Source organism: Polaromonas sp. P1_G2 (assembly GCF_056405515.1).
Genome location: NZ_JBFUBY010000039.1, coordinates 1 through 20,759, shown reverse-complemented (window position 1 = coordinate 20,759; position 20,759 = coordinate 1). Strand labels below are relative to the sequence as shown.

26 protein-coding genes are annotated in these 20,759 nt (G+C 66.7%); 13 read left to right on the top strand and 13 right to left on the bottom strand.

The window, feature by feature from the left end:
• The 3 genes from AC1D0P_RS06390 to AC1D0P_RS06380 form a co-directional block, all read right to left on the bottom strand.
• A partial coding sequence (locus AC1D0P_RS06390) for a PAS domain-containing protein (RefSeq protein ID WP_477675948.1) occupies nt 1-352 on the bottom strand: 352 nt, incomplete at its 3' end.
• A 114-nt stretch (nt 353-466) separates the two neighbouring features.
• Nucleotides 467-2,272, bottom strand: coding sequence for a heparinase II/III domain-containing protein (locus AC1D0P_RS06385; protein WP_477675947.1), 1,806 nt, complete (start codon nt 2,270-2,272; stop codon nt 467-469).
• A gap of 75 nt (nt 2,273-2,347) precedes the next feature.
• Complete coding sequence (locus AC1D0P_RS06380; RefSeq protein ID WP_477675946.1) at nt 2,348-2,935, bottom strand: hypothetical protein; 588 nt, start codon at nt 2,933-2,935, stop codon at nt 2,348-2,350.
• A 262-nt stretch (nt 2,936-3,197) separates the two neighbouring features.
• Here AC1D0P_RS06380 and AC1D0P_RS06375 point away from each other — a divergent pair, with 262 nt between their 5' ends.
• The 11 genes from AC1D0P_RS06375 to AC1D0P_RS06325 all read left to right on the top strand — a co-directional run bounded on the left by AC1D0P_RS06375 (nt 3,198) and on the right by AC1D0P_RS06325 (nt 11,751).
• Complete coding sequence (locus tag AC1D0P_RS06375) at nt 3,198-3,692, top strand: hypothetical protein (RefSeq protein WP_477675945.1); 495 nt, start codon at nt 3,198-3,200, stop codon at nt 3,690-3,692.
• Nucleotides 3,693-3,697: 5 nt separating this feature from the next.
• Nucleotides 3,698-5,005 (top strand): MFS transporter, encoded by a 1,308-nt coding sequence (locus tag AC1D0P_RS06370; protein WP_477675944.1) that lies wholly within the window; start codon nt 3,698-3,700, stop codon nt 5,003-5,005.
• Nucleotides 5,002-5,445: a PTS sugar transporter subunit IIA gene (locus AC1D0P_RS06365; RefSeq protein ID WP_436155839.1), complete on the top strand. Its 444-nt coding sequence runs from the start codon at nt 5,002-5,004 to the stop codon at nt 5,443-5,445. The genes AC1D0P_RS06370 and AC1D0P_RS06365 overlap by 4 nt, the downstream gene beginning before the upstream one ends.
• Nucleotides 5,414-5,683 (top strand): HPr family phosphocarrier protein, encoded by a 270-nt coding sequence (locus AC1D0P_RS06360; RefSeq protein WP_477675943.1) that lies wholly within the window; start codon nt 5,414-5,416, stop codon nt 5,681-5,683. Before AC1D0P_RS06365 ends, AC1D0P_RS06360 begins: the two co-directional genes overlap by 32 nt.
• Nucleotides 5,684-5,686: 3 nt before the next feature.
• Entirely contained in the window at nt 5,687-6,613 is a 927-nt protein-coding gene (locus AC1D0P_RS06355; RefSeq protein ID WP_477675942.1) for a tetratricopeptide repeat protein, read from the top strand.
• The gene (gene ptsP, locus AC1D0P_RS06350; RefSeq protein ID WP_477675941.1) at nt 6,610-8,376 is read left to right on the top strand and encodes a phosphoenolpyruvate--protein phosphotransferase; all 1,767 of its coding nucleotides are present in this window, start codon (nt 6,610-6,612) and stop codon (nt 8,374-8,376) included. The genes AC1D0P_RS06355 and ptsP overlap by 4 nt, the downstream gene beginning before the upstream one ends.
• A gap of 117 nt (nt 8,377-8,493) precedes the next feature.
• On the top strand, nt 8,494-8,955 hold the full coding sequence (locus tag AC1D0P_RS06345; RefSeq protein ID WP_477675940.1) for a Spy/CpxP family protein refolding chaperone: 462 nt from the start codon (nt 8,494-8,496) through the stop codon (nt 8,953-8,955).
• The gene (locus tag AC1D0P_RS06340; protein WP_477675939.1) at nt 8,948-9,403 is read left to right on the top strand and encodes a DUF4260 domain-containing protein; all 456 of its coding nucleotides are present in this window, start codon (nt 8,948-8,950) and stop codon (nt 9,401-9,403) included. Before AC1D0P_RS06345 ends, AC1D0P_RS06340 begins: the two co-directional genes overlap by 8 nt.
• Entirely contained in the window at nt 9,397-9,771 is a 375-nt protein-coding gene (locus AC1D0P_RS06335; protein ID WP_477675938.1) for a hypothetical protein, read from the top strand. The genes AC1D0P_RS06340 and AC1D0P_RS06335 overlap by 7 nt, the downstream gene beginning before the upstream one ends.
• 7 nt (nt 9,772-9,778) lie before the next feature.
• On the top strand, nt 9,779-10,462 hold the full coding sequence (locus AC1D0P_RS06330; RefSeq protein ID WP_477675937.1) for a response regulator transcription factor: 684 nt from the start codon (nt 9,779-9,781) through the stop codon (nt 10,460-10,462).
• On the top strand, nt 10,459-11,751 hold the full coding sequence (locus AC1D0P_RS06325) for a sensor histidine kinase (protein WP_477675936.1): 1,293 nt from the start codon (nt 10,459-10,461) through the stop codon (nt 11,749-11,751). Before AC1D0P_RS06330 ends, AC1D0P_RS06325 begins: the two co-directional genes overlap by 4 nt.
• 7 nt (nt 11,752-11,758) lie before the next feature.
• On the opposite strand, the gene AC1D0P_RS06320 is transcribed toward AC1D0P_RS06325, so the two are convergent.
• The gene (locus AC1D0P_RS06320) at nt 11,759-12,319 is read right to left on the bottom strand and encodes a 2OG-Fe(II) oxygenase (protein WP_477675935.1); all 561 of its coding nucleotides are present in this window, start codon (nt 12,317-12,319) and stop codon (nt 11,759-11,761) included.
• A gap of 30 nt (nt 12,320-12,349) precedes the next feature.
• Nucleotides 12,350-13,267: a LysR family transcriptional regulator gene (locus AC1D0P_RS06315; RefSeq protein WP_477675934.1), complete on the bottom strand. Its 918-nt coding sequence runs from the start codon at nt 13,265-13,267 to the stop codon at nt 12,350-12,352.
• 153 nt (nt 13,268-13,420) lie between these two features.
• Between AC1D0P_RS06315 and AC1D0P_RS06310 the strand changes: the two genes are divergently transcribed.
• Nucleotides 13,421-14,890, top strand: a complete 1,470-nt coding sequence (locus AC1D0P_RS06310; protein WP_477675933.1) for an MFS transporter — start codon at nt 13,421-13,423, stop codon at nt 14,888-14,890.
• On the opposite strand, the gene AC1D0P_RS06305 is transcribed toward AC1D0P_RS06310, so the two are convergent.
• Nucleotides 14,853-15,692, bottom strand: coding sequence for a DMT family transporter (locus AC1D0P_RS06305; RefSeq protein ID WP_477675932.1), 840 nt, complete (start codon nt 15,690-15,692; stop codon nt 14,853-14,855). The two genes, AC1D0P_RS06310 and AC1D0P_RS06305, sit on opposite strands and share 38 nt — an antisense overlap.
• Nucleotides 15,693-15,897: 205 nt before the next feature.
• Between AC1D0P_RS06305 and AC1D0P_RS06300 the strand changes: the two genes are divergently transcribed.
• The gene (locus AC1D0P_RS06300) at nt 15,898-16,098 is read left to right on the top strand and encodes a hypothetical protein (protein WP_477655772.1); all 201 of its coding nucleotides are present in this window, start codon (nt 15,898-15,900) and stop codon (nt 16,096-16,098) included.
• Here AC1D0P_RS06300 and AC1D0P_RS06295 read toward each other — a convergent pair.
• The 7 genes from AC1D0P_RS06295 to AC1D0P_RS06265 form a co-directional block, all read right to left on the bottom strand.
• A complete protein-coding gene (locus AC1D0P_RS06295) occupies nt 16,092-16,802 on the bottom strand; it encodes an AraC family transcriptional regulator (RefSeq protein WP_477675931.1) in 711 nt (236 codons plus the stop codon). The two genes, AC1D0P_RS06300 and AC1D0P_RS06295, sit on opposite strands and share 7 nt — an antisense overlap.
• Nucleotides 16,803-16,812: 10 nt before the next feature.
• Nucleotides 16,813-17,850: a lipoyl synthase gene (gene lipA / locus AC1D0P_RS06290; protein ID WP_477675930.1), complete on the bottom strand. Its 1,038-nt coding sequence runs from the start codon at nt 17,848-17,850 to the stop codon at nt 16,813-16,815.
• Between the two features lie 28 nt (nt 17,851-17,878).
• Entirely contained in the window at nt 17,879-18,589 is a 711-nt protein-coding gene (lipB, locus tag AC1D0P_RS06285) for a lipoyl(octanoyl) transferase LipB (protein ID WP_477675929.1), read from the bottom strand.
• A gap of 16 nt (nt 18,590-18,605) precedes the next feature.
• Entirely contained in the window at nt 18,606-18,932 is a 327-nt protein-coding gene (locus AC1D0P_RS06280; RefSeq protein WP_477675928.1) for a YbeD family protein, read from the bottom strand.
• Nucleotides 18,933-18,946: 14 nt separating this feature from the next.
• A complete protein-coding gene (locus AC1D0P_RS06275) occupies nt 18,947-19,849 on the bottom strand; it encodes a D-amino acid aminotransferase (RefSeq protein WP_477675927.1) in 903 nt (300 codons plus the stop codon).
• A 46-nt stretch (nt 19,850-19,895) separates the two neighbouring features.
• Entirely contained in the window at nt 19,896-20,429 is a 534-nt protein-coding gene (locus AC1D0P_RS06270) for a DUF2062 domain-containing protein (RefSeq protein ID WP_477675926.1), read from the bottom strand.
• The coding region (locus AC1D0P_RS06265) for a CopD family protein (protein ID WP_477675925.1) at nt 20,426-20,759 on the bottom strand (334 nt) is incomplete at its 5' end. The genes AC1D0P_RS06265 and AC1D0P_RS06270, both read right to left, overlap by 4 nt.

Here is a 20,759-nt window from a genome sequence, read left to right as displayed (position 1 = left end):
CCGCGAAGGCGCTGCCGTTTTTGCGCCAGAACAGTTCGGTGTCGATGCGGCAGGGCAGGGCCTTGCGGAAGGCGTTGAAGATGGGGCACAGCTGCTCGGGGTAATGCGCGCCGCCGGCGTGCGAGTGGTGCGCGAGTTCGTGCATGTTGCGGCCCAGCACCTGCTCCGCTTCATAACCCAGTTGCTCGGCGCCGGCGCGGTTGAYGAAGGTGCAGCAGCCGTCCATGTCGATGCCGAAGATGCCCTCTCCGGTGGATTCCAGCAGTTGCGACAGCCGGTCGCGCCAGAGCGGCTGGTTGACGCCGGGAAGGTGGGTGGGCGGCGTCACCGGCGTGGTCGCTGTGACGGGCATAACCGGAATGGCGATGTCTTCAAACATGCACTGCATTAGCAAGCCGCGTGCCCAGCTTGGTGCAGGCCCTGGCCTGCACAGTGCGCCAGGGCGGTGCGAAAACCGCAATAGCGTCTAGCCCCGCGAAAAGCGGGCCCCCAGTTTCCAGCTGCCGTCTGCCCTGGGCTTTCCGGACACCACCAACTGGCGAACGTTGGGATTCGGCTGGTCGAAGTCGCGGCGGGGCGCCGAGATATCGAGCACGTCCAGCTGGATTGCGTCGCCTTCAAACTGCACGGCCAGGCGTTTGCCTTTTTGCGTCAGAAACGCGGTATGGCCTTCCAGCCTGACCTCCGCCTCGGTGGCCATCGCCCACCGGACTGTGCTGCCCGGACGGGCGCCGAAAAGCTCGTCGTCAAGTTGCACCGCATCGCCCAGGAAACGGGCGCKGCGGGTGGCGCGCGTGACCTGGCCCGGCAACAGCGCTGCGGTCAGGTCTATCAAGGCTTCGCGCTCGTCAACCATGCGCAGCGTGGCCATGCCGCGCACACTGTGCGCCTGGCCGCCCAGCGTCAGTGTGTTGTGCGCTTCAGCTGACAGCCTGAAGACCTGCCAGCGTGTTGACTCCCGTCTCATGTTCCACAGGTCGATGCCGCGTGATTCCAGGCTGCCGTAGTCCTGCGCGCCGAGGTCTTTGGCCCATCGCAGGCCATCCAGGTCGAGCACGAAACTGCCCGCATCCATGTGCCCATGGCTGTGCGCCGCGCCGCCCGCCTTGATGGCGAACCACCACGCGTCCGGGTCGGACCATGATGAACGCCAGATGGCGAGCGGCTGCGCCCCCTGGCCCGAGAAACGGGTGGGCGCGGTATTTGCCGCGGTTCTTGTGGGCCACCACAACACCGAGAGGGGCGCGAAGCGGTCAGACAGGCCCTGCCCGTTGCGGATCATCTGGCGCTTGGCCGTCAACAGCGCGGGCTGATCCAGTTCACGGGCCATGTAGACGATGGCGCATGGCAGGCCCTGCGTCTCGTTGCCGTCGGCAAAATTGAAATACTTCCCGGACGGGCCGATGGCGTGTGCATAGAACTCCGCACTGCGCTTGAATCCAGGCGCATCGAGCAAGCCCCAGCCGTCGTCCCTGGTGTCGCGGAGTGCGGCGGCCAGCATCACCGTGTAGCTGCTTCCATAGCTCCAGTAGTCCGGCCCCTCCGGGTAGATCCCATCCGGCCGATAGGCATTCAGCCCGATAAATACGCCTTGGCGCGCCGCCGCGAGAAGGTCGATAGCCAGTGCGGGCTCATCTTCCTCCACGGCCAGCGCCCCCAGGACCATGCTGCCAATGCAAACCTGGTTCCAGTTGTTGGTGGACCTGAACGTTTTGTGGCCGTTGCGCGCCTGGGCAATGCCCTTGTCGACAATCGCGGCGCGCAGGGTGGCGCGGTCAGTGGCCGACAGATCGTTGAAAAGCCAGCTGTAGGAAATGGCCATGCCCGTGGTCATCTCGGCGAGGTCCAGGAAGGGATCCGGATGCCAGTCACTGAATGCAGCGACGGCGAGCATTTCCTGCCGGGCGCGGTCCAGGAAAACCCGCTCCCTTGTCACGCGGTAAGCGAAAGCCCACTGCAGGCTTCGGCGAATGAACTCGCGCGAGACACCCAGCAGGCGGCCGTCCTCGAGTTTGTGCGCTAGAGGAGGCAGGGCGATGTCGGTGCGGGCGCGTGCCAGCAGTGCTGCGGTGAAACGGGCAAGATCAGGGTCGGCTTTGCATCGATCAGGCAGGGAAGACCAATCGGTTTCGCTGGCAAGCAGTGTTGGGTGAGCCTGAACTGCTGGCGGCGGTTCGGCAGATTCGGCCATAAGCTGCAGGCTCCCGCACCCGGTCAACTGGGTGGCGACTGGAAACATCGCGGCAAGAAACTCGCGGCGTTTGAAAGGCATCCTTTTGTCCTTCAGCTTGCGTTAGCTTCGCGACCTGGCCTACGCAAGATTGCGGAGTAGCGGGTTAACAGGCTCCTAGTCCGTAAATTCAGTAAATAGGGTGCCGGCGCAACGCCCGCCTAAGCCATTGCGTGCGTAATAGTTCCAGCGATAGGCCATTTCGGTGTTGTCCTGGCAGGCCACACCCTTGTACAACTTGCCATAAGTGGCCCTTGCGCCCGAGGATGACCGGTAGCTGTCATGGGATTCAGCCACCAGCACGCCATCCTTGGGGTAAACCTTCAGCACGCCATAAGACGCATTGCTCGGAATGTCGTAGTCCACATAGAGTGTGTTTCGCTCGGCATCTCGCCCCGATTTTTCTATCAAGATAAAAACCGCCTGTTGCTGCTCAACCAGCTCCTGCTGCGTCAGGTGGGTAAATGATTGGGATTGGATTTTTTTGCCGAATTTCAGCGCGGGGCCCAGCACCAGCAAAGGTTTTCGCTCGCCCGTAGCGGCAGGGTTGAACCGATGTTGAAGCGGCTTCTTGAACCGGTTGACGACAGCCGAGAAAATTTCATCGTCGCTGAAGTTCTGGTTCTGCAGCTCCAAAGCCCAGACAGGGCTTGCGGCGCATAGCAGCATTGCCGCCATGAACGAGTGTGTTTTGAAATTGACCATGACCAAGCTTACCAAGCCAGGGCCCAATTCAGACGGCCGCGATGGCGGGCCCGCATCATGGCGCGAAGTCCTGAACTTCTTCGATAGGGGTTCTGGGCATATGCCAGGCATGAGCAAGCAAGGTGCCCAGCTTGGTGCAAGGCTGGATGCTTTTTGCGCGCCAAAGCGGTGCAAAACGCCGCCTCCAGGCGGGAATCCCTGTAAAGTCCAAGGCATGCTTATGATTTCCGGGGCCGCTATACGCTCCTTGCCGCGGCCCTCCTTGGCTCTTTTGATTGCCACGGCCCTGCTCGCGGCCTGCAGCCCCACCCTGAACTGGCGCGAAGTGCGGCCCGAGGGCACGCGCCTGGCGCTGCTGCTGCCCTGCAAGCCAGACAAGGCGCAAAAAAACGTGCCCCTGGGCGGGCCGGCGACGCCGCTGTCCATGCTGGGCTGCGATGCGGGCGGCGCCACCTTTGCCGTGGCAGTGGTGCAACTGGGCGATGCGGCCCAGGCCGGGCCTGTGCTCGCGCAGTGGCAAAACCTTACGCTGGCCAACATGAAGGCCGGGCCGGCACAGGTCTCGCCGCTCAAGCTGCCCGGGGCGGCTGATGCCATCCTGGTCAAGGCACAGGGCCAGCGCGCCGACGGCACGGCGGTGAGCGGGCAGGCGGCTTACTTTGCCCAGGGCGCGCAGGCCTTCCAGGTGGTGCTGTATGCCGACCGCATCGCGCCCGAAGTCGCCGAGACCTTTTTCTCCAGCCTTAAATTCGAATGAGTCGAATGACGACCGCCGAAACCTCTTTGTCCGCCGCGCACAGGGCATCATCCGCCGCGTCCGAGCCCGGCCGGCTGGACGCCTGGACCGGCGCTATTGTCTTCCTGGCTTTTGCCGCGGCCTATTTCTGTTCGGCGCTGGTGCGGGCCATCACGGCCACCTTGTCGCCGGTGCTGACACAGGATTTCTCACTGCATGCGCGTGACCTGGGCTTGCTGGCGGGCGGCTACTTCCTGGGTTTTGCCGCGACGCAGCTGCCGCTCGGCACCTGGCTGGACCGCCATGGCCCCAAGCGTGTGATCCTCAGTTTTTTAAGCCTGGCGGTGCTGGGCTGCCTGGCGTTTTCGCTGGCGACCAGCTTTGCCTGGCTGCTGGCCGCGCGTGTGCTGGTGGGCATGGGCGTGAGCGCCTGCCTGATGGCGCCGCTCACGGGTTACCGCCGCTGGTTCGAGCCGGGCACGGTGCTGCGCGCCAATTCCTGGATGCTGATGACGGGCTCGCTGGGCATGCTGGCCTCGACCCTGCCGGTGCAGTGGCTGATGCCGGTCACGGGCTGGCGGCCGCTGTTCTGGATCCTGGCGGCCATGATTTTGCTGTGCATGATGGCCATTGCCTGGGTGGTGCCGACCTGGAAGCTGAGCAGCTCCAGCGCGCCGGGTGCGCCGGCTGAAGCCGAGGCTGAGACCGGCTATGCGCCCATCTGGCGCAGCCGCTATTTCCGCAAAATGACGCCCATGGCCTTTTTCAACTACGGCGGGCTGGTCGCGGTGCAGACCTTGTGGGCCGGTCCCTGGATGGTCAAGGTGGCAGGTTATACGCCGCTGCAGGCCGCCACCGGCCTCTTCTCTATCAATGCCACCATGCTGGTGACCTTCTGGAGCTGGGGCATGGTCAATCCCTGGCTGGCGCGCCATGGCTGGTCGGCGACCCGGCTGATCACCTGGGGCGTGCCGGTCAGCATCGCGGTGCTGGCCTTCAACATCGCGGCCGGCACATCCACCGGCTGGCTGGGCTGGGCCCTGTTCTGCATGGGCTGCAGCGTGATGGGCCTGGCGCAGCCGGCGGTGGGCATGGCTTTCAAGCCCGCGCTGGCGGGCCGGGCGCTGTCGGCCTACAACCTGATGATTTTTGCCGGCGTGTTCGTGGTGCAGTGGGGCATAGGCCTGCTGATCGACGTGTTTGCGGCCCTGGGCCTGGGGCAGGTGGCCAGTTTCCAGGCGGCCATGGCGGTGTTATTGTGTTGTTGTATCGCCTCATATGGGTATTTCCTCAGTGTCCGCGCCGATAATTCAGTGGAACCCGCAAACCCATGAACGGCATTTTTATCATCGCCCACGCCCCGCTGGCCTCCGCCCTGCGCCAGTGCGTGCTGCATGTATTCCCCGACAACGCCCCCGGCGTCGCCGCGCTGGACGTCCAGCCCAACATGCCGCCCGAGGAAACCCTGGCCCAGGCGCGCATCATGCTGGCGCAACTGGGCACCTCGCATGCACTGGTGCTGGCCGACGTGTTCGGCGCCACGCCCTGCAACGTCGCGCAAAAACTTGTCGACGGCGTTCATTCCAAACTCATCACCGGCATCAACCTGCCCATGCTGCTGCGCACCATCTCCTACCGGCACGAGTCCCTCGACGCCCTGGTGGCGCGCGCCCTCATCGGGGCCACACAGGGCGTGATGCAGGTGGCCATCACCGCACCGCAGAACCAGGTACGCCGAAACCATGATCAAGACCAGCACGACCATCAGCAATAAGCTGGGCCTGCACGCCCGCGCCTCCGCCAAGCTCACCAAACTCGCCGGCAGCTTCGGCTGCGAAGTCTGGATGAGCAAGGGCGAGCGCCGCGTCAACGCCAAAAGCATCATGGGCGTGATGATGCTGGCCGCCGGCCTGGGCAGTACCGTCGAGGTCGAGACCAACGGGAATGACGAGCAGGCGGCCATGGATGCCATCCTCGCGCTGATCGCCGACAAGTTCGGCGAAGGGGAATAAACCGTGCCCAAGCGGATTTCAAGGTCGGGCCTGGCGTTTCGCGCCAATGAACGCGGAATCCAGTGTCGTGACGGGGATGAGGACGAGCTCGCCCTGGCCTGTTACCGCGAAGCCATCCGCTACAGGCCCGACTGGGCCAAGCCCTGGTACAACATCGGCCTGCTGCACAAATACCGCTGCGAATGGCGCGAATCGCTGGAGGCCAACCTGGAGGCCATCCGCCTGGACCCGTCCAGCGAAGCGGCGATCTGGAACGCCGGCATTGCCGCCACCGCCCTGGGCGACTGGGCCCGCGCGCGCAGCGCCTGGAAGCAGTACGGCATCAACGTCGGCGAGGGCGATGGGCCGGTCGACTACCCCATCGGTGCGACGCCGGTACGAGTGGCCGTCGACGGCGAGCCCGAGGTGATCTGGACCCGGCGCATAGACCCGGCCCGGGCCGTGATCGAAAGCGTTCCGCTGGCGGCTTCGGGCCGCCGACACGGTGATCTGCTGCTGCATGACGGCGCGCCCAACGGCTACCGCAAGATCGGCACGCGGGAAGCCGCCGTCTTTGATGAGCTGCAGCTGCTCCAGGCCTCCGCCTATTCAACCTTCGAAGCAGTCGTCGAGGGCGCGACCAGCGCCGACCTCGATGAGCTGCGCGCGCGCTGCGATGCCGAGCGTGTGGCCATGGAAAACTGGTCGGAAACGCTGCATACCCTGTGCAAGGCCTGCTCCGAAGGCCGGCCGTTTGCCGACGGCGGCCACAACCATGACGAGCCGGCCCCCAGCGGCGATTCGTGGCGGCTGGGCATCGCGGCGCAGGAAGCCGGCCAGGCCAGGCGCGCGCTGGACGCCTGGCTGGGCGCCAAGCCGGGGGCCAGGMTCTCGGCCTTCGAATGCGTGCTGGACGCGGCCGCCACGCCGCAAACAGGGAGTGCCGCATGACTTTTTCCGTCCACGGCCTGGCTGTTTCACGCGGCATCGCGATCGGCCGTGCCGTGCTCGTGGCGTCCAGCCGCGCCGACGTGGCGCACTATTTTGTCGACGATGCCAAGACGGCGGACGAGATCACGCGGGTGCGAGTGTCGCGCAATGCGGTGGTGGAGGAAATCACACGCCTGCAGCAGGACCTGCCCAAGGACGCGCCGCATGAACTCGCCGCGCTGCTGGACGTGCACCTGATGCTGCTGCAGGACGAGCAGCTGATCAGCGGCGTGAAGCACTGGATCACCGACCGCCACTACAACGCCGAGTGGGCGCTGACCACGCAGTACGAAATCATCGCGCGCCAGTTCGACGACATGGAGGACGAGTACCTGCGCGAGCGCAAGGCCGACCTCGAGCAGGTGGTCGAGCGCATCCTGCGCCACATGAAGGGCGTGGCCTCGCCGGTGCAGCCGGCCGGCCAGGCGGGCGCGGGCCGCAAGCTTTCGCAGCAGGACCTGCTGCTGGACGACACCACCGACGTGCCGCTGGTGCTGGTGGCGCACGACATCTCGCCGGCCGACATGCTGCAGTTCAAGCAAAGCCTGTTCGCCGGCTTCGCCACCGACGTGGGCGGCAAGACCTCGCACACGGCCATCGTGGCGCGCAGCATGGACATCCCAGCCGTGGTGGGCGCGCGCAGCGCCAGCCAGCTGATCAAGCAGGACGACTGGGTCATCATCGACGGCGACGCCGGCGTGCTGATCGTCGACCCTTCGCCCATCATCCTGGCCGAGTACGGCTTCAAGCAGCGCCAGGGCGAGCTCGAGCGCCAGCGCCTGAACCGCCTGAAGAACACGCCCGCGCTGACGATTGACGGGCAGCGCATCGAGCTGCTGGCCAACATCGAGATGCCCGAGGACACCGTGGGCGCGGTGACGGCCGGCGCGGTAGGCGTCGGGCTGTTCCGCAGCGAGTTCCTGTTCATGGGGCGCAGCGGCAAGCTGCCCGACGAGGAAGAGCAATACCAGGCCTACCGCAAGGCGATAGAAGGCATGCACGGCCTGCCGGTGACCATACGCACGGTGGACATAGGCTCCGACAAACCGCTGGACCGCCACGCCAAGGCGCAGGACACGCACCTGAACCCGGCGCTGGGCCTGCGCGCCATACGCTGGAGCCTGGCGGACCCGCCGATGTTCCTCACGCAGCTGCGCGCCATCCTGCGCGCGGCGGCGCACGGCCAGGTCAACCTGCTGGTGCCCATGCTGGCGCATGCCACAGAAATCCGCCAGACCATGTCGCTGATAGACCACGCACGCGCGATGCTCGACAACAGCGGCACGCCCTACGGCCCGGTGCGCCTGGGCGCGATGATCGAGATCCCGGCGGCCGCGCTCACGCTCAAGCTCTTCCTGAAGTACTTCGACTTCCTGTCGATAGGCACCAACGACCTGATCCAGTACACGCTGGCGATAGACCGCGCCGACGAGACGGTGTCGCACCTCTACGACCCCTGCCACCCGGCGGTGCTGCGCCTGATCGCCGACACGATCGCCGAATGCGATGCCCAGGGCAAGGGCGTCAGCGTCTGCGGTGAAATGGCCGGCGACGTGGGCATGACGCGGCTGCTGCTGGGCCTGGGCCTGCGCAGTTTTTCCATGCACCCCTCGCAAATCCTGGCGGTCAAGCAGCAGATCCTGCGCGCCGATGCCTCCAAGCTGCAGCCCTGGGCCGCACGGGTTTTAGCCAGCGAAGACCCGGCTGCCCTGCTGCAAGACTGAGCGGGGCCGGGGCACCGTCCCGCCGAAACAAAGCGAAACATGCCGTAACCCGGGCGAAAACACCTGCCTCCCCGGCGCAGGCACCATGAAGACCTTCCAACCTCTGCAAGGCTCTTCATGAAACACCGCATCAAAAAAACGCTGCTCGGCCTGTTCGGCGGGGCGCTCATCATCGGCAGCCTGGGCGCCTGCGCGCAGCGCGGCCCCGGCGGCATGCACGGCGACATGGGTTCGCCCGAAGCCCGTGCCCGCATGGTCGAAAAAATCGGCTCGCGGCTGGACCTCGATGCCGCGCAAAAACAGAAGCTCACGGTGCTGGCCGACAAGCTGCAGGCCCAGCGCACCGCCCTGCGCGGCACCACCGAGCCGCGTGACACGGTTCGCGGCCTGTTCGCCGGCAACAAGCTGGACCAGGCCGGTGCGAAAAAACTGATCGATGAAAAAACCGCGGCCCTGCAGGCCGGCAGCCCCGAGGTGATCGCCGCCGCGGCCGATTTCTTCGACAACCTGCGCCCCGAGCAGCAACAGAAAGTGCGTGACTTCATGGAACGCGGCCGCCGCTGGGGCCACCATGGCTGAGGCGCTGTTCTTTCCGCCCGCCCGCATGGCGCGGGCTGTGCGGCGCGTGAGCACCGTGGCCGGGACTGGCAGCGCCAGTGGCGGCGTGCGCCTGCTGCTGCGCGCTGAAGGGCTGGTGGTGCTGGCCGCTTCGGTGGCGGCCTATGCCCAGTTCGGCGCGGGCTGGGGCTGGTTCGCGGCGCTGTTCCTGCTGCCCGACCTGTCCTTCCTGGCCTACCTCGCGGGGCCGCGCTGGGGCGCACTGGCCTATAACGCGGCGCATTCTTATTTAGGTGCGGTCGGTTTGCTGGCCGCGGGCGTGCTTGGTGCTTCACCGATGTTGCTGGCGGCGGGGCTGGTCTGGTGCGCGCACATCGGCTTTGACCGCCTGCTCGGCTACGGCCTCAAGTACAGCGCGGGTTTCGGCCATACCCATCTGGGCCGGCTGGGTCCACAAGACCCATGGTGAAAACGGCCCATTCCTGGCGCATGCTGCGCGGCTTCCTGTTGCTGGAGTCCGGCCTGCTGGTGGCCGCCTCGCTGGTGCACAGCGGCCTGCTGTTGCGGGGCCATGCCCACGGCCAGGCCCGCATCGCCGAGGCGGTGATCGCCGCCGTGCTGCTGGCGGCCTGGGGGCTCAGTTTTGTGCTGCCCGGGCGCACGCGCAAGCTGGCGCTGCTGGGGCAGTCCTTCGCGCTGATCGGCACGCTGGTGGGCCTGTTCACCATCTTCATCGGCATAGGGCCGCAGTCGGCGCCCGACCTGGTGTTCCACCTCGCCCTGGTGACCCTGCTGCTGGCGGGCCTGTACTTTGCACGCCGCGCGAGTTTCATATGATGGCCGCATGCCCCGCATACTCCTGATTGACGACGACGARCACCTGGCCGCGCCGCTGGCCGCTTATTTCGCGCGTTTTGACTTCGTGCTGGACAGCGCGCTGCGCCCCGGCGAGGGCCTGGCGAAATTGCGCGCCGGCGCTTATGACGCGGCCATCCTGGACGTGATGCTGCCCGAGATGGACGGCTTCGCGCTGTGCCGCGAGATCCGCAAGGAAAGCGACATCCCGGTCATCATGCTGACGGCGCGCGGCGACGTCATGGACCGCGTGGTCGGCCTGGAGCTGGGCGCCGACGACTACCTGCCCAAGCCTTTTGAGCCGCGCGAACTGGTGGCGCGCGTGCAGACCATCCTGCGGCGCCAGCGCACCGTGGCGCCGGCCGGCCCGCGCCGTGTGTTCGAAGGCCTGGTGATCAATACCGAAACGCGCGAGGTGCTGCGCCTGGGCGAGAAGGTCGAGCTGACCGGCACCGAGTTCGAGCTGCTGGCGCTGCTGGCGGCCGACCCGGGCAAGGTGTTCAACCGCGACGACATCCTGAACCGCCTGCGCGGCCACGAGGCGGAGCTGTACACACGCGCGGTCGACATCGTGGTGAGCCGGCTGCGCAAAAAACTCGAGCCGCTGGACTGCATCAAGACGCTGCGCAACGCCGGCTACACGCTGGCGGTGGGCAAGGCGGGCGCGCCATGAGGCGGCCCAAGCGCTGCCGCCCATCCCGGCCCGAGCGCTGGCGCCACCGCTGGGGGCACTCGCTGCGGCTGCGGCTGATCACGGTGTTCCTGCTGCTGGCGCTGGCCATGGGCGCGGTCTTCATGGGCGGCATGCAGCGCGCGTTTTCCAGCGGCTGGCGCGATGCGGCCAGGCCGCTGATCATCGACTACACGGACAGGCTGGTGGCCGACCTGGGCTCGCCGCCCGACCTGGGCCGCGCGCAGGCGCTGGCGGCGCGGCTGCCGATTTCGATCCGCATCGAGGGTCCGCAGGTGAACTGGCAGTCGCACCCCGAGCGCCATCGCTTCGAGGGCCGTACCGGCGAGTGGCTCAGCCGCACCACGGCCGACGGCCACAAGGTGATCTTCGGCCCCGGCACCATTCCCTCGCATGGCATGTTCGGCTGGATCACGCTGGCGCTGCTGCTGGGCCTGCTGGTGGGCGCCTATTCCTATGTGCGGCGCTTGCTGCGCCCGCTGGACGACATACGCGCCGGGGCCGAGCGTTTCGGCCGCGGCGTGTTCGACACGCCCATCCCGCTGCGCCGGCGCGACGAACTCGGCGACCTGGCCGGGCGCGTCAACACCATGGCGCACGACATCAAGGCCATGCTGGACGCCAAGCGCGGGCTGCTGCTGGCGCTGAGCCACGAGCTGCGCTCGCCGCTGACGCGCGCGCGCCTCAATGCCGAGCTGCTGCCGGTGGCGGGCGAGGGCAGCGCGCCGCGCGAACGCGAGGCGCTGTTGCGCGACCTCGGCGAGATGCGCGACCTGATCAGCGACCTGCTCGAAAGCGAGCGCCTGGCCAGCCCGCACGCCGCCTTGCAGCGCGAGACGGTGGACCTGGCCGCGCTGGCGCGCGAGGTGGTGGCCGACATGCCGCAGGCGGCGGGCGTGGAACTGGACCTGGCGACTGACCTGCCGCCGCTGGCGCTGGACCGCATGCGCGTGCGCCTGCTGCTGCGCAACCTGCTGGATAACGCGCTGCGCTACAGCGCCGGCGCGGCCAGCCCGCCGCGCGTGTCGCTGCATGCGGCGGAGGGCGGCGGCGTGCTGCTGGAGGTGCGCGACTTCGGCCCCGGCGTGGAGCCGGCGCAGCTGGAACACCTGACCGAGCCTTTTTTTCGCACCGACGGCGCACGCCAGCGCGCCACCGGCGGTGTCGGCCTGGGTATGTATTTGTGCCGGCTGGTGGCGCAGGCGCACGGCACCCAGCTGGAGCTGAGCAACGCGGCGCCGGGGCTGGCTGTGCAGGTGCTGTGGCGCTAGCCGCGCTTCAACCGGCTGGCTGCGCGCTTTTGCTGTACATCACGTCGGTACGCAGGACGTACTTTGTGCCGCTGGCAATGGGCGCACCCTGGTGCCTCATGGCATGGGGGAAAACCAGGGCCATCCCTGTGGACGGCTTGATGATTTCCCACTGGAATTCCGTGTTCCCGCCTTCATAGCCTTCGTTGAGGTAGATGATGAAAGTCAGCAGGCTGACCTCATCGTCGCTCTTGAAATAAAACCCGTCTTTGTGCCATTTGAAATACTGGCCGGGGACGTAGCGGTAAAACCGGAACCGTTCATTGAACCCCGACAGCGTCCACTGGTCGAGCTCGTTCGGAAGGCAAGGCCGCGCGCGTTCAAACAGGGTTTTCGCGAGCGCCGGGTCGTCAAAAACAATCCGGTCGTTGTTCCTGATTTCCCTGGCTATTTCAGCGCCATTGGCGGTCTGGATGGCGGCCTCTTCATAGCCGGTTTGTTCGCTGCCACCGATGTAGACGGCGCATTCCTGYGGCGTCAGGAATTCCTTGAGCGTGAACAGGCCTGCGCCGTGGCTGATCTTTTCCATGGGGAGACTCGTTGTTTTGGGTGGGCCCGATCATAGGGCTGGTTCATCACTGGCGGGCTGCCCGGAGCAGACCTCGCGCACGCAGGCGCGCAGCCAGCGGTGCGCCGGGTCGGCATCCAGCCGCGGGTGCCACATCAAGGACACGGTGATGTCCGGCGTGGCGACCGGCAGGGGAAAGCTCAGCATGCCGGCGCGCAGCTTGCCGGTATGCCGCTCGGGCACGCTGGCGACCAGCTCGGACTCGCGGGCCAGGGCCAGTGCTGCGGAAAAACCGCCGACGATGGCGGCGACCTCTCTTTGCAGCCCGAGCGGCGCCAGCGCCTCGTCCACCGGTTCCGCGCCCAGGCCGCGCCGCGAGACGGCGATGTGCCGGGCGGCCGCATAGCGGGCTGACGTGACTTCACCCTCACTCAGCGGGTGGCCCATGCGCACGACACCTATGAAACGGTCGCGGAACAAGGCCTGCACACGCAGTTCAGGCGCCGTGGTCTTGCCGATCACGCCGGTTTCCAGGTCGACGGCGCCGTCGCGCAGAGGCGTGCTGTCCTTGTCGAGTTTTTGCACAAAACACAGGCGCACGCCGGGTGCTTCGCGGCCGACGCGGGCAAGCAGCGCCGGCCCGAAGTTCTCGACAAAGCCTTCGCGGGTGCGCAGCGTGAAGGTGCGCACCAGCCGTGTGAGATCCAGCTTTTCGGCAGGGCGCAGCACCGCTTGCGCGTCCTGCACCAGTTGCCCGACCTGTTCGCGTAATTCGATGGCCCGCGGCGTGGGCACCAGGCCGCGCCCGGCCCGGACCAGCAGTGGGTCGCCGGTGGTCTCGCGCAGGCGGGCCAGCGCCCGGCTCATGGCCGAGGGACTGAGCCGCAAGCGCTTGGCCGCGCCGGCCACGCTGCCTTCGGCGAGCAACACGTCGAGCACGGCGAGCAGGTTGAAATCGGGGGTGGACATGGACTAACCATAGCGCATTTGCCTGTGACATGGCGTTTGATGCACGAATAAAGTGCAAATGCTGCGTCTTCCGCTATGTGAGGCAAAAACTTAGGCTTGAGACCTCGGGTAACTCCATTCCGTGAGTTGCCAACGAAATAGAAAGCGCAGTCCATGTCCAAGCCAATCCCAGCCAAACCCGATAAGGCCGCCCCGCCCTCCATGCCAGCCTCCGTGCGCTGGGCACTGGCCGGCCTGTCACTGTCCATGCTGCTGTCCTCGCTGGGCACCAGCATCGCCAATGTCGGCCTGCCCACCCTGGCGCAGGCCTTTAACGCCTCTTTCCAGGAAGTCCAGTGGATCGTGCTGGCCTACCTGCTGGCCATCACCACCCTGATCGTCGGCGCCGGGCGGCTCGGCGACATCGTCGGGCGGCGGCGCCTGCTGCTGGCGGGCATCGCCCTGTTCACGGCGGCTTCGGTGCTGTGTGCTGTCGCGCCCACGCTCTGGCTGCTGGTCGCGGCACGAGCGGCGCAGGGCCTGGGCGCCGCCGCCATGATGGCGCTGACCATGGCCTTTGTCGGCGAGACGGTGCCCAAGGCCAGGACCGGCAGCGCCATGGGCCTGCTCGGCACCATGTCCGCGGTGGGCACGGCCCTGGGCCCCTCGATGGGTGGGGTGCTGATCGCCGGCTTCGGCTGGCGCGCGCTGTTTTTTGTCAATGTGCCGCTGGGCCTGCTCGCGCTGTTCCTGGCTTACCGCCACCTGCCGCAGGATCGCCAGGCCGGGGCCGGTCAATCCGGCAGGGCCGGTTTCGACGCCGTGGGCACGCTGTTGCTGGCCCTGACGCTGGCGGCCTATGCGCTGGCCGTGACCCTGGGGCGTGGCAATTTCGGTGTGCTCAACATCGCGCTGCTGTCGGCGGCGGCACTGGGCGCCGGCCTCTTTGTGTTCGCCGAGGCCAGGGTCGCATCGCCGCTGGTGCGCCTGGCGATGTTCCGCGACCCGGTGCTGAGCGCCAGCCTCGCGATGAACGCGCTGGTCGCGACGGTGATGATGGCGACGCTGGTGGTCGGGCCTTTCTACCTGTCGCGCGCGCTCGGGCTGGGCACGGCGCTGGTGGGGCTGGTGCTGGCGGCGGGCCCGGTGATGGCCGCGCTGAGTGGTGTGCCGGCGGGCCGGCTGGTCGACCGCCTGGGTGCGCCGCGCACGGCGATTGCGGGCCTGGCCGCCATGGTGGCCGGCTCGGTGGCGCTGTCGCTGCTGCCGGGACTGTTCGGCCTGGCGGGCTACATCGCCGCCATCGCCGTGCTGACGCCCGGCTACCAGCTGTTCCAGGCCGCCAACAACACGGCCGTCATGGCGGAGGTCGCGCCGGACCGCCGCGGCGTGGTGTCCGGCCTGCTGAGCCTGTCGCGCAACCTCGGGCTGGTCACCGGCGCTTCCGTCATGGGCGCGGTGTTCGCGTTCGCTTCGGCGGCCAGCGACATCACGGCGGCAAACCCCGAGGCGGTGGCCACGGGCATGCGGATCACCTTCGCGGTCGCGTCAGTCCTGGCCGTCGGCGCGCTGGCTTTGGCGCTGGCAATCCGTGCGCTCGCGGCGCCTAGCGTGCCCGCGTGCCCAGCACCGCCGCGCCTATGATCATCACGGCCGCCAAGCCTATGCTCCAGCTCAGCGCGCGGCCGCTGACCCCCATCAGCAGCGCGGTGGAGCCCAGCGGCGTGAGATAGCTCAGGATGCCGATCTGCCGGGCGTCGCCGAGCTTGAGGGCCTTGTCCCAGAGGAAGAACGCCGCGCCCAGTGGACCGAGGCCCATCACGGCCAGCAGCAGCGCGTCTTGCACCGAGAGCGTGGCGGCAGGCTCCAGCGCCCAGTGGCACAGCAGCGACAGCACGCCCGACACCAGGCCGAAAAGGCCCATGGCCGCAGTGGGGAAGGCCGGCACCCGTTTTGTCAGCAGCGAGTAGCTGGCCCAGATGAAGGCCGAGCCGAGTGCCGGCAGGTAGCCCCATGACCAGCCGCCTGTGGCGGTGCCGCCAGCTGCACCCAGGATGGCGATGGCCGCGCCGGCAAAACCCAGCAGGGCCGCGGCCACGTGCACCGCGCGCAGCTGCACGCCGCGCAGGAACAGCGGCGCCAGCACCACCATGAAGAGCGGCCAAAGGTAGTTCACCAGGTTGGCCTCGACCGCCGGTGCATGCCGCAGCGCAATGAAGATCAGGAAGTGAAACCCGAAGAGGCCATACACGCCAAGCGCCAGCGTGGCGGCAGGAATTTTCCATTGCGTGCGGTCTCGCAAGACAAAGGGCAGGGCCAGCACGCTGCCGATCAACAGCGCGACGCCGGTGAGCAAAAAAGGCGGTACGTGTTTGAGTGACACCCCGAGCGAGGCAAACAGGGCCCAGAGGGCGATGGCGCCCAGTGCATAAAGATTGGCTGGCATGGCCGCAAGCATAAAAGTCGCAGTGCCCGCCGTCGTCGCGCAAGCACGGTCTGCCGTCGCGCAAACGGGGCCTAACGGGGGGTCTGTGTCCTACAGGAATGCCTACATCCGGTAACCAGCTTCACCTCCCAGGCGCGGGGCGGACACTTGGCGGGCACGGGCCGGGCTTGAAATGAGGGCTCTCATCCCACTTCGAGGAGACCCCATGAAAAAGCTTTCCATTCTTTTGCTGTCGGTGATCGGTTTTATGGCCTTGTCAGGCTGCGTGGCCTATCCCGTGCCTTATGACAATGGGCCGCATTACCGCGGCGGCGGCCCTGGCTACGGCGGCCCGCGCTACGACCGTGACGGCGACGGCGTGAGCGACCGCTACGACCGCCGGCCCAACAATCCCAACCGTTACTGATTTGCCGGGTTTGCGCTTGACCGCCGCCTGAGGGCGGCAGTCAGCGCCGAGGGCGAGTTGTAGCCGCAGTGCAGCGCGGTGTCGGCCACGCTCATGCCGCGGCCGCGCAGTTGCAGCGCCAGGTCCAGGCGTTGCCGGCGCAGCCAGTGCATGACGCTGAGGCCGGTTTCGCGCCGGCAGCGCGCGGCGAATTGCGTGGGGCTTGAGAACACCTGCGCGGCGAGTTGCGCGACGCTGAGCGGCTCATGCAGGCGCTGCTGCGTCCAGGTGGCCAGCTGTTCCCATTGAATGGGGCGCTGGTAGCGCGCGGGTGTTGAAACCTCCGGCAGCGACTGCCAGGCCTCGAGCAGCAAGGCCGGGCCGTAATGCTGCGCCAGGCTGCCCCGCTGCTGCAAAGCATGCGCCAGGTAATTGCCCAGTGCCAGGGCTTGCGCGGTGTGGGCCGGGTCGTAAGCACAGCGCGCCCAGCCGGCCTGCGTGGTGTCCAGCACCAGGCAGCGGGCACCTCCGCGAGATTCAAAATCATGGTGCTCACCGGGCGGGATCACGCAGCCCTGGCCGGCCGCGATGCGGTGCCCGCGCCCCTGCACTTCCAGTTCAAGCACGCCGTCCAGGCTCAGCAACACCTGGAAGTGCCCATGCGCATGGCTGCTGTGCGAGGCGCCGTAGTGGCGCAGCGACAGGGAGTTTTGCGGCGCGTGCATCACGCGAATATCAAATGGCGGCGATGGCCGCGTCGGCCTTGTCGGCGACACCGGCCGCATGGGCCTGCTGGTCGGCGTGGTAGCTGCTGCGCACCATGGCGCCGACGGCGGCGTGGGTGAAGCCCATCTTGTAGGCCTCTTCCTCGAACATCTTGAAGGTGTCGGGGTGCACGTAGCGGCGCACCGGCAGGTGGCTGGTGGAGGGCGCGAGGTACTGGCCTATGGTCAGCATGTCGATGTTGTGGGCGCGCATGTCGCGCATCACCTGCAAAATTTCCTCGTCGGTCTCGCCCAGACCGACCATGATGCCGCTCTTGGTCGGCACGTCGGGGTGCAGGGCCTTGAATTTCTTGAGCAGGTTCAGGCTGAAGGCGTAGTCGCTGCCGGGGCGCGCTTCCTTGTACAGGCGCGGCGCGGTTTCGAGGTTGTGGTTCATCACGTCGGGCGGTGCGGCCTTGAGGATCTCGAGCGCGCGGTCGTCGCGACCGCGGAAGTCGGGCACCAGGATTTCAATCGTGGTAGCGGGCGAGAGTTCGCGAATTTTCTGGATGCATTCGACAAAGTGGCCGCTGCCGCCGTCGCGCAGGTCGTCGCGGTCCACGCTGGTGATCACGACGTATTTCAGTTTCAGGGCCGCGATGGTTTTGGCCAGGTTCAGCGGCTCGTCCTTGTCCAGCGGGTCGGGCCGGCCGTGGCCGACGTCGCAGAAGGGGCAACGGCGCGTGCACTTGTCGCCCATGATCATGAAGGTGGCCGTGCCCTTGCCGAAGCATTCACCGATGTTGGGGCAACTGGCTTCTTCGCAGACGGTGTTGAGCTTGTTCTCGCGCAGGATCTGCTTGATCTCATAGAAGCGCGTGGTCGGGCTGCCGGCCTTGACGCGTATCCAGTCAGGCTTCTTGAGTATTTCGCCCTGCACCACCTTGACGGGGATACGCGAGAGCTTGGCCGCGGCCTTCTGTTTGGCCAGCGGGTTGTAGCCTTCCAGGGCCTGGACTTCGCGGACCACCGGGTTGGCCGTGGTTTGGAGGGGGTCGGGTGTGCTCATGAATGTGTTTCGTGTTGGCGGCAGGTTCTTAAGGAGCCAGGTAGGTGACGAGCTTGCGGCCCAGCACATCCGCGGCTTCCTGCCAGCTTGCCGATACCCCGATTGTAGAAAGGTCTGTGGTTTGCAGTCCCACATAGCCGCAAGGGTTGATGCGCGAGAAGGGTTCCAGGTCCATGGCGACATTCAGCGCCACGCCGTGGTAGGTGCAATGCCGGCTGACCTTGATGCCCAGGGCGGCGATCTTGCCGAGGCCGCGAAACGGGTCGGCCGGGTTCAGCGGGCCGGTCAGCGCGGCGTGCGAGGCCGGGTCGTCCAGGCGCACGTAAATGCCGGGTGAGCCGGCCACGCGGTGGCCGGTGACGCCGAAATGCGCCAGGGTCTTGATGACGGACTCCTCGATGCGGTAGACGTATTCTTTGACGTAGTAGCCGGCGCGCTTGAGGTCTACCAGCGGGTAGGCCACGACTTGGCCGGGGCCGTGGTAGGTCACCTGGCCGCCGCGGTTGGTCTGCACCACCGGGATGGCGCCGGGATTGAGTACATGGTCGCTTTTGCCCGCGAGGCCCTGGGTATAGACCGGCGGGTGCTCGCAGATCCACAGCTGGTCGGGCTCGCCCTGCGCCGCCTGTAGCCCGCCTTCAGCGGCGCCGGCCGGGTGGCGGGCGGCCGTGAAGGCTTGCATGGCTTCATAGGTGGGCAGGTAGTCGACCCGGCCCAGGTGGCGTGTTTCGGCCTGCATCCGCGGTCCGTCTTGTTTAGAGGACCACTTTGACCATGGGATGCGTGGACAGCGTGCGGTAAAGCTCGTCGAGCTGCTCGCGGCTGGTGGCCGTGACGGTGATGGTCACACCCAGGTAGTTGCCGCCCTTGCTTTCGCGCAATTCAATGGTGGAAGCGTCGAAGGCCGGGTCGAACTGGTGCGCCACCGAGGTGATGGCGGCGACCAGGCCTTCGACCTTGGGGCCCATGACCTTGATGGGGAACTGCGACGGATATTCGATCAGCGACTCCTGGCGCGAAGGCTCGGAGCCGGGGACTCCGATGATTTTCGGGGTGTTCGGAGTATTGGGCGATGTCGTCATGGCAAGGGGTCCTTTCAGGCCTGTTTTACACGCTGGTATTGGGCGTACAGCTTGGCATAGATGGGGCCGGGCCGGCCTTTTTCCAGGCCGTGGCCCACGGGCTGGCCGTCGAGCAGGGTGACCGGCAACACTTCCTTTGTGGCCGAAGACAGCAGAATTTCATCGGCCGCCAGCACTTCGTCGCGTGTGATGCGGCGCAGCTCGAAGGGAATGCCGGCGGCGCGGCAGATTTCCTCGATCAGGCCGAAGCGTATGCCTTCGAGCACCAGGTTGTCCTTGGGCGGCCCCATGACTTTGCCGTCCTTGACGATCCAGACGTTGCTCGAGGAGGCTTCGCTCAGGTGCTCGCCGCGGAACATCACGGTTTCCACCGCGCCGGCGTCGACGCTGATCTGCCGCGCGAACACCGCGCCCAGCAGGCTGGTGCTTTTGATGTGGGCTTTTTCCCAGCGGAAGTCGTTGGCCGTCACGCAGGCCACACCGGCCTCGCGCTGCTGAGCGCTGGGCAGTTTCATGGCATTGGCCACCGCGAACACGGTGGGCGTGAGGCCGGGCAGCATGGGGTGGTCGCGCATGGCCACGCCGCGGCTGAGCTGGATATAGACAAGCTGGTTGCCGCTTTCGGCCGGCGTACCGGTGGATTGCGCGTGGGCCGCGACCAGTTTCAGGGCCATGGCCTGCCATTCGTCACGCGTCATCGGGTTGGGGATGCGCAGCTCGGCCAGGCTGCGGTCCAGGCGCGCCATGTGCTGCTCAAAGCGGAACAGCCGGCCGCCGTAGGCCGGCACCACTTCGTACACGCCGTCGCCGAAGATGAAGCCGCGGTCCATCACGCTGATCTTGGCGTCTTTCAGGGGAGTGAATTCGCCGTTGAGGTAGCAGGGCGTGTCGGGAAGGCTGGGGGAAGGCGTGGTCATGGTGAAGTTGAAGAAGAGAAAAAGTGGATGCCGGATTGTCCGGTGTTTAGCGGTGGCGGCGCTTGAACCAGACGCGCAGGCGCCAGGCCAGCTTGACCAGCAGGTAGCCGGCGGTCGAACCCAGCACCGCAAACAGGCCCATGCCCAGTATGGCAGGCCCGCCGAAGGAGGCGAGCCAGGCGACCACGCCCACGCCTTCGGAGATATGCACCGGCGGTGGCGCATCGAGCACCAAGCTGCCGACCTGGTAGGCCAGCCAGAGCCAGAAGCCCACGGTGAAGGGGTTGGTGATGAACGTAATGCCGGCCGCGACCGGGATGTTGGCGCGCCACCAGACGCTGTGGGCCGCGGCCGCCACGATTTGCGCGAACGGAAGCGCAAAAGCCCAGAAGATGCCGATGGCCACGCCGCGCGCCACGGCTTCGTGCTGCAGCCGCCACAGCTGTGGGTCCAGCACACGGTGCGCCACCGGCCTGAGCCAGGGATGGGCGGCCAGCGCCTCGCGGGTCGGCACCGACGCCTTCAGGCGTTCCAGCCAGCCGGCGGGTTTTCGGGGTTTGTGCCGCGGCTTCTTCTTCACGCGAGAAAAATGACGGCGGCGATGGCCAGCGCGCCCAGTGCGAGGTTGACGATGGCCAGGGTGGCGATCTGCCCGACACGGCGTCCGCCCTCGGGCCAGTCGGAGGCGCTGACAGCCAGCTTGAGGCGGCGGAAAGGGCCGAAATACAGGTGGCCGAAAAGCGCGAACATCAACAGGCCCAGGCCGAACATCAGGTGCCAGCCGGTGGGCGCGGTTTTCATGCCGACGGCCAGCAGCATGGCCAGACCGGTCAGCAGCAGGATCGCGATGGAAACCCAGACCCCCACAAAAAAGCGCCGCAGCACCTGCACGATCAGGGGCATCAGGGGC